This is a genomic window from Limnothrix sp. FACHB-881, assembly GCF_014698135.1.
In the GTDB taxonomy this organism is placed as follows: domain Bacteria; phylum Cyanobacteriota; class Cyanobacteriia; order CACIAM-69d; family CACIAM-69d; genus CACIAM-69d.
On the sequence record NZ_JACJSN010000002.1, the window covers coordinates 155,716 to 167,891 of the forward strand.

At 56.5% G+C, this 12,176-nt stretch carries 10 protein-coding genes; 9 read left to right on the forward strand and 1 reads right to left on the reverse strand.

The window, feature by feature from the left end; genetic code table 11:
* Positions 1–30 precede the first annotated feature (30 nt).
* From H6G52_RS03120 to H6G52_RS03140, 5 genes are all read left to right on the forward strand, one after another.
* Positions 31–2,127, forward strand: a complete 2,097-nt coding sequence (locus H6G52_RS03120) for a prolyl oligopeptidase family protein (RefSeq protein ID WP_190526371.1) — start codon at positions 31–33, stop codon at positions 2,125–2,127.
* A gap of 242 nt (positions 2,128–2,369) precedes the next feature.
* Positions 2,370–3,521: a glycosyltransferase gene (locus tag H6G52_RS03125; RefSeq protein ID WP_190526620.1), complete on the forward strand. Its 1,152-nt coding sequence runs from the start codon at positions 2,370–2,372 to the stop codon at positions 3,519–3,521.
* 29 nt (positions 3,522–3,550) lie between these two features.
* Complete coding sequence (locus H6G52_RS03130) at positions 3,551–4,213, forward strand: TVP38/TMEM64 family protein (protein ID WP_099533853.1); 663 nt, start codon at positions 3,551–3,553, stop codon at positions 4,211–4,213.
* A 183-nt stretch (positions 4,214–4,396) separates the two neighbouring features.
* Complete coding sequence (locus tag H6G52_RS03135) at positions 4,397–5,527, forward strand: glycosyltransferase (RefSeq protein WP_190526622.1); 1,131 nt, start codon at positions 4,397–4,399, stop codon at positions 5,525–5,527.
* 62 nt (positions 5,528–5,589) lie between these two features.
* The gene (locus H6G52_RS03140) at positions 5,590–6,477 is read left to right on the forward strand and encodes an S-methyl-5'-thioadenosine phosphorylase (RefSeq protein WP_190526372.1); all 888 of its coding nucleotides are present in this window, start codon (positions 5,590–5,592) and stop codon (positions 6,475–6,477) included.
* 147 nt (positions 6,478–6,624) lie between these two features.
* Here the strand turns inward: H6G52_RS03140 and H6G52_RS03145 are convergent, their stop codons facing one another.
* Positions 6,625–7,527 carry a pentapeptide repeat-containing protein gene (locus H6G52_RS03145; RefSeq protein WP_099533857.1) on the reverse strand — a complete coding sequence of 301 codons (903 nt, stop codon included), beginning with the start codon at positions 7,525–7,527 and terminating at the stop codon, positions 6,625–6,627.
* Positions 7,528–7,800: 273 nt separating this feature from the next.
* On the opposite strand from H6G52_RS03145, the gene H6G52_RS03150 reads away from it, so the two are divergent.
* The 4 genes from H6G52_RS03150 to H6G52_RS03165 all read left to right on the forward strand — a co-directional run bounded on the left by H6G52_RS03150 (position 7,801) and on the right by H6G52_RS03165 (position 12,157).
* Positions 7,801–7,962 (forward strand): hypothetical protein, encoded by a 162-nt coding sequence (locus H6G52_RS03150; RefSeq protein WP_190526374.1) that lies wholly within the window; start codon positions 7,801–7,803, stop codon positions 7,960–7,962.
* Positions 7,963–8,337: 375 nt separating this feature from the next.
* On the forward strand, positions 8,338–9,882 hold the full coding sequence (locus tag H6G52_RS03155; protein WP_190526375.1) for an ammonium transporter: 1,545 nt from the start codon (positions 8,338–8,340) through the stop codon (positions 9,880–9,882).
* A gap of 429 nt (positions 9,883–10,311) precedes the next feature.
* Positions 10,312–11,352 carry a GDSL-type esterase/lipase family protein gene (locus H6G52_RS03160; RefSeq protein ID WP_190526377.1) on the forward strand — a complete coding sequence of 347 codons (1,041 nt, stop codon included), beginning with the start codon at positions 10,312–10,314 and terminating at the stop codon, positions 11,350–11,352.
* A 79-nt stretch (positions 11,353–11,431) separates the two neighbouring features.
* Positions 11,432–12,157: a carbonic anhydrase gene (locus H6G52_RS03165; RefSeq protein WP_099533861.1), complete on the forward strand. Its 726-nt coding sequence runs from the start codon at positions 11,432–11,434 to the stop codon at positions 12,155–12,157.
* The last annotated feature ends 19 nt before the right edge of the window (positions 12,158–12,176 follow it).

Consider the following 12,176-nt stretch of genomic DNA (forward strand, 5'->3'; position numbering starts at 1 on the left):
ACCCCGGACATGAATTTTTTGCAGCATCCCATGGCCGATCGTTTTGCCTATCCCACCAGCCGCACCGTTGACCAAGTGGACATCTACCACGGCGTTTCCGTGCCGGATCCCTACCGCTGGTTAGAAGATGCCAACACGACCGAAACGGCCGATTGGATTGCCGCCCAAAATCAATTGACCTTTGATTATTTGGCGCAAATTCCGGCGCGATCGCCCATTTATGACCGGATGCTGCAACTTTGGGACTATGAAAAATTGAGCGTGCCCTGGAAGCGGGGCGATCGCTATTTCTATTACAAAAACGACGGTCTGCAAAATCAAAGCGTGCTCTATACGCTCGATCGCCTCGATGGGGAACCGCGCGTTTTGCTCGACCCAAATCGACTTTCGGATGATGGCACGGTGGCCCTGTCGGGGATTGCTTTCACCCAAGATGGCTCGCTGATGGCCTATGGCTTGTCCACGGCGGGTTCCGATTGGCAAACCTGGCGCGTGCGATCGGTGGAAACCGGGGAAGATTTGCCCGATCGCCTGGATTGGGTGAAGTTTTCGGGAGCCTCTTGGACACCGGACAATCGCGGCTTTTTCTACAGTCGCTACGATGAACCCAACGCCGAGAACCAGTTCCAAGAAACCAACTATTTCCAGAAGCTTTATTATCACGAACTGGGCACTGAGCAAGCCGCCGATCGACTAATCTATGAGCGACCTGATCAGCCAGAATGGGGATTTGGCGGCACGGTCAGCGATGACGGTTCCTATCTATTGATTTCCGTTTGGAAGGGAACTGAATCTAAGAATTTGTTGTTTGTGAAAGATCTGCGGCAGCCGGATTCGCCCGTGCGGGAATTGGTGGGCGATTGGGTCGGTGGCTTTGGGTTTATTGATAATGACGGAGCGATCGGCTGGTTTGAAACCAACTGGCAAGCGCCCATGGGCCGGGTGATGGCGATCGACCTCGACGCGACCAGCAATGATTGGCAATCGACGATCCAAGAAGTGATTCCCGAAGCCACCTACAAGCTAGATGCGGTGTCCACCCTGAATGATGGGTTTGTGGTGGAATATTTGCAGGATGCGCGATCGGCGGTGCAGTTTTTTAATTTGCAAGGGCAATTCCAGTTTGAAATCGAGTTGCCGGGTCTCGGTTCGATCGGGGGATTCCAAGGCAAACGTGGCGATCGGGAAACCTTCTACAGCTTCACCAGCTACACCACTCCCACACGCATTTATCGCTACGACTTTGCCAGCCAAACTAGTCAGCTTTTCCGCGAGCCAACGGTAGCGTTTAACCCGGACGATTACGAAACGCGCCAGGTTTTTTATCGCAGCAAAGATGGCACAAAAATTCCGCTGTTTATTAGCCACAAAAAAGGCTTAGAGCTGACCGGCGATCACCCCACGATTCTGTATGGCTATGGCGGGTTTAACGTGTCCCTAACTCCCGTGTTTTCTGTCTCCAATTTGGTGTGGATGGAAATGGGCGGTATTTACGCTGTAGCCAATCTGCGTGGTGGTGGAGAATATGGCGAAGCCTGGCATGAAGCGGGCACAAAACTGCAAAAGCAAAATGTCTTTGATGACTTTATTGCTGCCGCTGAATGGTTGATTGCAAATCAATACACCAAGCCCCAACGGCTGGCGATTTCCGGTGGCAGTAATGGCGGTTTGTTAGTAGGTGCTTGCTTGATTCAGCGACCGGATTTGTTTGGGGCAGCCCTGCCAGCGGTGGGGGTGATGGACATGCTGCGCTTCCCGCAATTTACGATCGGTTGGGCCTGGTGTTCTGACTATGGATCGCCGGAAAACGAAGCGGAATTTCAGGCTCTTTATGCCTATTCACCCCTGCATAATTTGCGATCGGGCGCAGCCTATCCCGCCACTTTGGTCACTACGGCCGATCGGGACGATCGCGTAGTACCAGCCCATAGTTTCAAGTTCACGGCGGCCCTGCAAGCGGCCCAAGGTGGCGATGCACCGACCTTGATTCGGATTGAAACGAAAGCAGGTCACGGAGCCGGGAAACCCACTACCAAGATCGTGGAAGAAGCTAGCGATAAGTTGGCATTCTTGGTGAAAACTCTCGATTTTCAGCCTCGGCTTGTAGCCCAGGGTGCTGAGTCCTAATGATGGGGTTTACGCCGACTGTGCGACCCACTTTGCGATCCATGGAAGCAGTTCCCACGGGTGAATTGTGCATTGATCCGCTACCGGATTTGCTGTTACACCAATCCACCTGGGGCGAACCAACCACAGCGGAGTTTCAAATCGAAATTCGCCATGCGGATCATCTTCAGCAACCCCTCAATTTAGATCAGGCGATCGCCCAGTTTTCTGACTTATCGCCTCGGGGCGGCAAGCTGACGGTCATGGCGCGATCGCTACGGTTTTCCTTAGTAATTCCCACCTACGAAGAAGCCGAAAATATTGAAGCCCTGGTGCGATCGCTGGTGGCGGTTTTAGATCCTGTGCTGCCCCACGATTACGAAATTATTGTGGTGGATGACAACAGTACCGATCGCACCTGGAAAATTGCCCAGGAATTAACCGCTGAATTTCCCCAATTGCGGGTGCTTTGTCGTCACTATGAACGGGGATTAGCCACCGCCGTAATTCGCGGTTGGCAGGTGGCTAAGGGCGAGATTTTGGGCGTAATTGATGGCGACGGCCAGCATGATGAGCAACTGTTGCCGGAGATGGTGGCGCAAATTTTGGCTGGAGCTGATTTGGTGGCCGCCAGTCGCAATGATCCCGGCGGCGGCATCAGCGATTGGAGCCTGTGGCGGCGGCTCACCTCTCGGGGCGCGCAGATTTTGGGGTTGACCCTATTGCCCGATGTGGTGGGGCGTGTGTCCGATCCCCTGAGCGGCTATTTTGTGTTGAAACGCAGCGCGATCGCCCAAAAAATCCTCAATCCCTTGGGCTACAAAATCCTAATTGAAGTGTTAGCAAAAGGCGACTTTGGGCGCGTCAAAACCCTCCCCTACGAATTTCGAGAACGGCAATCGGGCGAAACCAAAGTGACTTGGTATCACGCGATCGACTATTTCGCCCATCTGTTGCGGCTGCGGCTCGATCGCTTCCCGGTACAGCGCTTCATCCGGTTTGGCATTGTCGGCTTCAGTGGAGTAATCGTAGATATGGCGGTGCTCTACGCCCTCAGCGATCCCAGCACCTTGGCTTGGGGTCTCACCCGCAGCAAAGTTATCGCGGCGGAAGTGGCGATTTTGAATAATTTCTGGTGGAACGATCGCTGGACATTTCGAGACTTATCCCAACGGCAAACCGGCTTTCGTCGCCGCCTCGAACGGTTCCTGAAATTCAACTTGATTTGCTTGATGGGGCTGATTCTGAATGTCTTGATTTTAAATCTCTTTTTTAATGTAATTTTTGCGGGTCAATATCGTTATTTAGCGAACCTAATTGCGATCGGCTTAGTCACCTTCTGGAACTTTTGGCTGAATACCAAACTCAGTTGGCGGGTGACCGATCGCGATCGTGCCGAACTCCCCAATCCCTAAATCACCTAGCCGATCCCAAAAAGCACCCCATGAAGCCCCCTAAGAAACGTTGGATTGTGCTGCTACTGTTCTTTTGCCTCGGGGCGATCGGGGCAATGTTTTACAGCTTGGGCATGATTGATGTGGAGCGGCTGCGCACGCAAATTGGGGGTACGGGTTGGCTCGCACCATTGGTTTATATGGTGGTCTATCTTGCCGTCACCATGCTGATGCTACCCTCAACGGCTTTAAACCTTTTGGGTGGCGCATTATTCGGCTCAATTTGGGGCACAATTTGGACGAGTTTAGCCGCTATTTTGGCTGCGATCGCCTCCTTTTATCTCAGTCGTTGGCTAGCCCGGCCCGCCTTTGAGCGCCGCCTTGCCGATCGCTGGCAAGAAATGGATCAAGAAATTCGTCGCCACGGCTTTGCCTATATGTTTGCCGTGCGTCTGCTGCCAATTTTGCCCTACGGTTTAGCCAACTACACGGCGGGTTTAACCTCCGTGCGCTTTCGGGATTATTTAATTGCCACCGTGGCGGGCACCGGCCCCGGCGTATTTTTATTTGTGCAATTGGGCAGTTCCGGCACCGATGCCATTAGTCGGGGTCAATTTTTGCCCCTGAGTTTGACCCTGGGGGCGATCGGGCTGCTGATCATTGGGGCCACTTGGTATAGCCATCGGTTGGCGCGCTTGGCGGGGCGCGAATAATGCCGCTGGGGCCGATCGATCCCCCCCAAGCGGTATCCTGAGGCAAATATCGGCGGGAATAGGCTGAAACCATCGCCTAGTCTAGGCTTGGCATTAACCGAGCCTTAATCTACATCGGGCGATCGCCCGTCTTGCGCCGCTAGCCTCTTGCTCCTTTTGTCCCTGTTGCCCCGCACGGAACCTATGCGAATTGCGCTGTTTACCGAAACCTTTTTGCCCAAAATCGATGGGATCGTGACCCGTCTGCGCCACACGATCGATCACCTGCAGAAAATGGGCGATGAGGTGCTGATTGTCACGCCCGATTTGGGGTTAAAGGACTACAACGGCTCAAAAGTTTTCGGGGTTTCGGGGTTTCCACTGCCGCAATATCCTGAGCTAAAAATTGCCCTGCCACGGCCGGCAATTGGTCGCGAACTGGATCATTTTCGCCCCGATTTAATTCACGTGGTTAACCCGGCTGTCGTTGGTTTGGGCGGCATTTATTACGCCAAAACTCGTCAATTACCCCTCGTTGCTTCCTATCACACGCACCTGCCCCAATACCTGCAACATTACGGTTTGGGAATGCTAGAAGGCTTGCTCTGGGAATTGCTAAAAACTGCCCACAATCTCGCAGAAATTAACCTTTGTACCTCCACCGCCATGGTGCAGCAACTGAGCGACCACGGCATTGAGCGCACCGCCCTTTGGCAGCGCGGCGTAGATACAGACAGCTTCACGCCCGATCGCGCCACCGCCGAAATGCGCGACTTCCTCAGCCAAGGCCACCCGGACGCACCCCTGCTGATCTACATCGGTCGCCTGTCCGCTGAAAAGGAGGTCGATCGGATCCGGCCCGTGCTCGAATCGATTCCCGGCGCGCGGCTCGCCCTTGTGGGTGACGGCCCCTACCGCGCCGAGCTAGAGGAATTTTTCGCGGGAACCAACACCCACTTCGTCGGCTACCTGCGCGGTCTGGAGCTGGCCGCCGCCTATGCCAGCGCCGATGCGTTCATCTTCCCCTCGCGCACGGAAACCCTCGGGTTGGTGTTGCTGGAAGCGATGGCGGCCGGCTGTCCCGTGGTGGCGGCCAACGCGGGCGGTATTCCCGATATCGTCACCGACGGCGTGAACGGCTTCCTGTTTGACCCCACCGATGAGCAAGGGGCTGTCACAGCGACCCAACGCCTGTTCGCCGACCCCAGCCAGCGGGCTGATCTGCGATCGGCTGCCCGAGCTGAGGCCGAGCGCTGGGGCTGGGCCGCCGCCACCCGCCAACTGAAGGACTATTACTACGGAATCTTGAGCATGAGTCAGCGACAGGCGGCTTAGGCTGAAATGGCCAGCCCAATTCAGGCGATCGACCCTACTGGTTTATGGAGCACCTCTCAACAATGACGGACTCAACGGGCGACACAATCACCATTGGCATTCTGGGCGGCAGCGGTCTCTATCGGATGGAGGCGCTGCAAAATCCCCAAGAACAGCGGATTGAAACCCCCTTTGGCCCCACCTCCGACGCAATCATCACCGGAACCTTGGACGGTGTGCCCGTGGCCTTTCTGGCCCGCCATGGCCGCCACCATCACCTGCTGCCCACGGAAGTGCCCTACCGTGCCAACGTCTGGGCCCTCAAAACCTTGGGCGTGCGCTATCTCCTGTCCATATCGGCGGTGGGATCGTTGCAAATGGCGGCTAAGCCTCTGGATATTGTGTTGCCGGATCAGTTCATCGATCGCACCCGTAACCGGGTTTCCACCTTTTTTGGCGATGGCTTAGTGGCCCATATTGCCTTTGGTGATCCCATTTGTGCAGCCTTGTCGGGCTTGGTGGCTGAGGCGATCGACTCCCTGGCCCTGTCGGAGGTGACGTTGCATCGCGGCGGAACCTATCTCTGCATGGAAGGGCCGGCTTTCTCCACGCGGGCCGAATCCCAGCTCTATCAAAGTTGGGGAGCCACCGTCATTGGCATGACCAACTTACCGGAAGCCAAGCTGGCCCGAGAAGCGGAAATCGCCTACTGCACGATCGCCCTGGTCACCGACTATGACTGTTGGCACCCCGGTCACGACAGTGTGACCACCGAGATGGTGATTGGAAACTTGCATCGCAATGCCGACAACGCCCGATCGATCATCCGAGAAACAGTCCGCCGCTTGGGGGCCCAACCGCCCGAGTCGATCGCCCATCAGGCCCTGGCCGGTGCGCTGCTCACCCCCCTCGACAAAGTGCCCACCGCCACGCTCGATCGGCTCGCCCCCCTGTTGGCTCCCTATCGTTAAACGCAGCACCCACTGAGCAAATGAGCAAAAGACCCCGGGCCTTTAGGCGCTGGGGTTCAGGGACGGGAGGCTAAACAACCGGCGCAGCCCAGCACTGGCGGGCCAATTCCCCTGATCGATCGGCTGAATGGGGTAATCCACGGCTTGTTAGTAATGGGCTTGGCCATCCGGGCCGATCGCCCCCGTCCAAACCACCGCCCGAGTGTTGGCTTGGGACAAATCCGCATCAATCAACACCGCCCCCCGCAGCACAGCACTGCTGAAATTCGTCCATTGCAAGCGAGCCTGAAACAAATTGGCATCGCTCAAATCCGCTTGGCGCAACGTTGACCAACTGAGATTGGTTTCCCGCAAATTTCCCTTCAGCAGTTTGGCCGCCGTGAAATCCGCCCCGATCGCCTTGGCTCGCCGCAGGTCGCAACTGGACAAGTCCGCCGCCAAAAACACCGTGCTACTGGCATAAACCTCCAGCAACATCGCCCCCACCAACACCGAATCTGAAAAATTGGCCTTGGTCAAATTGGCCCGCGTGAGGTTCGCCTTGGTCAAATTGGCTTCCGTGAGCTTGGCGTGGTGCAACGTGGCCTCTCGCATGTTGGCCCCTTCCAAGTTGGCCTGATGCAAATCCGCTTCACTGAGATTGGACTCGATCAACACCGCTTCCCGCAAATTCGCCCCGACCAACTTGGTGGCCCGCATCGAGCAACCGGACAAATTCGCCTGATCGCCCAAATCCACGCCGCTCAAGTCCGCCCCAATGCAGTTCGCATTCACCAAATTGGCTCCCCGCAATGACGCATCCCGCAACTTCACCTCACGGAGATTAATCCCACGCCATTGCACATGATTCGCCTCCACGCTCAGTAAACGCGCTTCCCGCAGGTTTCCTTCTTCCAAATTGGAGCCGGACAACTTGGCCCCTGATAAATCCGCCCCCTGGAGCGAAATACCGGGCAATAGGGCCCCACTGAGATCCGCCGATGACAAATCAACGCGGTCAAAATCTCGCTCTCCGGCTGCGTAGCGTTCGAGCAATTCGCTAACTTCCATGGGGGAGCCTCATCACGGACTTCAATGCTGCTGTCTGGGGGATATGAACAATCCACATTTCAATCGTCCTCAAAATCCCCCGTAGGACTGGGGCAGAGATTTCAACACCAGCTCAGCAATTCAGCAGTTCTAGCAATTTCACAGAGCCATTCAAAACTCATTCACACCCTTGGACTTCAACCCCAGCAACTTGGCCAATCAAGGACAGGGCCAACCAGCGACATGGCGAAATGACTAGGCGATCGGGATTTTGTTTGGGCTGCGATCGTAACCATGCTGATTTTACACCTCGGCTTAGGGTCGCTCCTGACGGGACGGGGCTTGCACCCCCAACGGCCGCCAACGATATGGCCAGTCCTGCCCGATCGCATCACCCATCTTCAGCTTTTTGCCCCGGTGAATCTACCCACAGCCCAGAACGATCAGTATCGCTAGATACAGAACGATACTCGACAAAATTGATGCAATTGCCTGTGTTTAAAGCAAGTCCACGTCGATCGACAATTGCTGCATCAAGAGACTGTCTTGGATTGCAGTCTAGCTCTCATTGAGTCCCTGTCAAACCCTGGGGCAAACCACTCCCAAAGGCGATGCATCTACAAAAGGCGGCCAGTCCGATCGTGTCAGCCTGTGGAGCAAATGAAGCCAACTTCGCCGCGATGGAGCAGGAAGCTTCCTGATTGCCGCATTCGTGAGCGAATCGCAGCAATTGTTAGTGAAGGAGTGATGGTCTTAGTTTTAACCAGTCAGCAACCGCCCTGTCTCTGAACCATCCATATCAACATCAACCCCTATAGGAACCGTTAGTCTATGGCTAGGCTCAAGTTCTCGGGTCGCCGTAAGGGGCATTCGCGCTCCCTTAACGAGGGCACCGATCGATCCATTGACCAGATCCTGCGTGCCGGGCGATCGTTCTTTCACGACGTATTTGGTCGCCGCACCTCCCTCGGTTGGTTAGCCTGCATTCCTTTGGCCGCCGTGATTGTGGCCACCTGGAACCTGGCTGCCCATGCCGCTGAACCCATCAAGCCCGAAGACGTTCAGGGCCTGCTGAACATGACCTGGGTTCTCGTGGGAGCCATCCTCGTGATCTTCATGAACGCGGGCTTCTGCATGTTGGAAACGGGCTTCTGTCGTCAGAAGAACGCCGTTAACGTTCTGACCAAGAACCTGATTGTATTTGCCCTGGCCACCTTGGCATTCTGGGCTTTGGGCTATGGCTTCATGTTTGCCCAAGGCAATAACGTGATTGGCACGACGGGCTTCTTCCTGTCAGGAACGCCCGAAACCTACGGCATTGAAGCAACGGGGCTGCCGGTCTCGCTGCACTTCCTCTTCCAAGTTGCCTTTGCTGGCACCGCCGCCACGATCGTGTCCGGTGCGGTGGCTGAGCGGGTGAAGTTCGTGGACTTCTTGATCTTTAGCTTGCTGCTGGTTGGGGTGTCCTACGCCATCACGGGCCGTTGGATCTGGAGCGGCACGGGCGGTTGGTTGTTCAACATGGGCTTCCGCGACTTCGCTGGTTCAACGGCGGTACACTCCGTCGGTGGTTGGGCAGCGCTGATGGGTGCTTCGATTCTGGGGCCCCGGATGGGTAAGTATGACAACGGCCAACCCCGCGCCATCCCTGGCCACAACATGAGCATTGCCACGTTGGGCTGCTTGATTCTGTGGGTTTGCTGGTTTGGGTTTAACGGGGCTTCGACCCTGGCGGTGAATGCGGCAGTGCCTTACATCGCTGTGACCACCAACTTAGCCGCCGCAGCGGGTGGCGTAACCGCCACGTTCACATCCTGGTGGCTGTCGGGCAAGCCGGATCTGTCGATGGTGATCAACGGCATCCTGGCTGGCTTGGTGGGCATCACGGCGGGTTGCAACGTGGTTGACTACACCGGTTCTGTGTTGATTGGTGGCATTGCCGGGATTCTGGTGGTGCTGTCGGTGGGCTTCTTTGACTCGGTGCTGAAGGTCGATGACCCGGTGGGTGCTACTTCGGTGCACTTGGTTTGCGGTGTTTGGGGCACGCTGGCGGTCGGTCTGTTCAGCATTGGTAAGGATGCAACGGGTGCGGATGCGGCTGGTTTGGGCCTGTTCTATGGTGGTGGTTTGACCCAGTTGGGTGTGCAATTCCTGGGTGTTGCTATTGCTGGTGGTGTGACGGTGTTGCTGTCCACCATCTTCTGGTATGCCCTGAATGCCTTTGGTGGCATTCGGGTTTCGCCCGAGGAAGAAGCCATTGGCCTCGATATCGGCGAGCACGGGATGGAAGCCTACAGTGGCTTTGTGAAGGACAACACCTCGATCGGCCCCACGGGTACGGCGGCAATGGGTGTTTCGGATCAAACCGCATCCTAGGGAAAAGCCTCGGTACTGGGGCGAGGTCGGGTAACGATACTTTTCATCGTTTCGACGACCTTAGCTGTTAGCCGAGTTCGGATGCGACTGATTACCACAGGTGTTCAATGACACAGGAGGGGGCGATCGCCCTCTTTTGTGTTTAGGGATGTTTTTTTTGCGGCCAAAGTTCGCTAGAGTTCTTAGTGAATTGGTCTTTTGGCGATGGATGCAAGGTCAACGGAGCCAGTTAGGGCCGGTTGGCTTGCACCGAGGCAGGGTCACCACAACGTTTCAGGGCAAATCGTGTTTTCTCGATCGCGTGCTCGACGAACAGGAATTTTTGGCCGCTCGATTGGCTGGTCACGCCGATCGAGTGGTTTCTCACCGTCTAAGCCCCGCGCTCCTTGGTGGGTCAAATGGTCTCTATGGGGCAATGGATTGTTAGCAGTGGCCTTTTTGGTGGTCGTCACGGGCCTAGACCGTGCGGCGGCCAAGGCCATTGCCCAAGCGATTGACCAGATTCAGCAAACCCAAGAGTCTTTGGAGCGATCGCCCACCAGGGCCGTGGCAGCCACGGTGACCACTCCGAAGCGATCGCCCGTCGCGGCCACCAGTTATGAAGGATGGGTGGCTCGGCGGCGGCAGGAGGCCAATGCGATGGCCCTGCGACGGCCCGCCCGGTTGGCGGTGTTGGTGGGCGATTCCTTAACTCTGGCCTTTCCATCTCGGCTGTTGCCGGCGGGAACCACTTGGCTAAATCAGGGCATCTCTGGGGATACGACCCGGTTGTTGTTGCAGCGCTTGGATGGGTTGGCGCGTCTGCAACCGGAGGTGATTTTTGTGGCGATCGGGATTAATGACCTGATGCAAGGGGTCAGTGATGACACGATCGTGGAAAATCACCGGGCCATCACCCAAGAATTGCGCCGAGCCCACCCCAATTCGCGGATTGTGTTGCAAAGCCTGTTTCCCCATCGCGGGGCTAGCTCCACTTGGGAAGGTCGGGCCCGCTTGCGCCAGGCCACACTCGATCGAATCAAGCGCATTAACCGCCGGTTGAACCAGGTGGCCCGGGATGAACGGGTGGGCTTCTTGGATTTGTTTCCGATGTTCACCGATCCGCAGGGCAATCTGCACCCAGATCTCACTACTGACGGCCTGCACCTGAGCGATCGGGGCTATTTGGTTTGGCGTGCGGCCCTCGATTCTTTCTTGCAACTGTCGCGATCGGGAGCGGCGGGGTTAACCGTCACACCGCGACCCGCCGAAGAAAACCGGGCCGGGGCCCAGCGATTGACCGATTCCGACAACCGGAGCGTGGCAACTCCGAGCGATCGCCCTTCCCCCACGCCCAAGGCCTCACCGGCCGATCGCAAACCGCCCAGCAGTAGCGCTGCGCCCGCCAATCGTCCGGCGGAGTTGCCCGATCGGGCCCGCAGCACCAACCGGCGCGAAGCACCCGCCACCACCGACGACCAGCGCCCCTAAGGCCGTAAGATATTCACCAACTCACCAGCCAGACGGGCAACGACCAGGCCACGGGTAACCAGGCCATGCACAGAACGCCATGCACAAATTGATTAAAGGCTTGCGGCAGTTTCAGCAAGATTACTTCGCTTCCCATCAAAAGCTGTTTGAAGAGCTGGCCCATGGGCAAAAACCGCGCGTTCTCTTCATCTCTTGTTCTGACTCCCGCGTTGACCCGGAACTGATTACCCAATCGGATCCTGGCGAAATTTTCGTGATCCGTAATGCCGGCAACATCATTCCCCCCTATGGCGCGGCCAATGGCGGTGAAGGAGCGACGATCGAGTATGCGATCGAAGCCTTGGGGGTGAGTGAAATTGTGGTTTGCGGCCATTCCCACTGCGGAGCCATGAAAGGCCTGCTGAAGATCAAAGAGCTGGAAGACAAAATGCCCTTGGTCAGCCGCTGGCTGGAACATGCGGAAGCAACGCGCCAGGTGGTTTTGCAAAACTACAGCCCCTGTAGTGGTGAAGATTTGCTGGAAATTGCGGTGGCCGAAAACGTGCTCACCCAAATTGACAACCTGCGCACCTATCCCTGTGTGCGAGCCAAGCTGAACCAGGGCAGCTTGCGACTCCATGCTTGGGTTTATGAAATTGAAACGGGGCGAATTTATGCCTACGACCCCCAAACCCAGGAATATGTGGAGCCGGAAAGTGCCTGGAATCGGCCCACGCCGACCCTGACCTTGCCCCAGCGCCAAGCCCAAGCCTGTGCCTGGTTGCCGCCGGAGCAGTCAGAGCGAATTTATCGCGGCGCACGCTAGGGCCCGCTGTCAAATCGCC

What these genes read in the sequence shown, in the direction of transcription:
- H6G52_RS03165 (WP_099533861.1), top strand. Translation starts at nt 11,432, where the DNA reads ATGCACAAATTGATTAAAGGCTTGCGGCAGTTTCAGCAAGATTACTTC.
- H6G52_RS03145 (WP_099533857.1), bottom strand. Translation starts at nt 7,527, where the DNA reads ATGGAAGTTAGCGAATTGCTCGAACGCTACGCAGCCGGAGAGCGAGAT.
- H6G52_RS03130 (WP_099533853.1), top strand. Translation starts at nt 3,551, where the DNA reads ATGAAGCCCCCTAAGAAACGTTGGATTGTGCTGCTACTGTTCTTTTGC.
- H6G52_RS03155 (WP_190526375.1), top strand. Translation starts at nt 8,338, where the DNA reads ATGGCTAGGCTCAAGTTCTCGGGTCGCCGTAAGGGGCATTCGCGCTCC.
- H6G52_RS03120 (WP_190526371.1), top strand. Translation starts at nt 31, where the DNA reads ATGGCCGATCGTTTTGCCTATCCCACCAGCCGCACCGTTGACCAAGTG.
- H6G52_RS03150 (WP_190526374.1), top strand. Translation starts at nt 7,801, where the DNA reads ATGCTGATTTTACACCTCGGCTTAGGGTCGCTCCTGACGGGACGGGGC.
- H6G52_RS03140 (WP_190526372.1), top strand. Translation starts at nt 5,590, where the DNA reads ATGACGGACTCAACGGGCGACACAATCACCATTGGCATTCTGGGCGGC.
- H6G52_RS03125 (WP_190526620.1), top strand. Translation starts at nt 2,370, where the DNA reads ATGGCGCGATCGCTACGGTTTTCCTTAGTAATTCCCACCTACGAAGAA.
- H6G52_RS03135 (WP_190526622.1), top strand. Translation starts at nt 4,397, where the DNA reads ATGCGAATTGCGCTGTTTACCGAAACCTTTTTGCCCAAAATCGATGGG.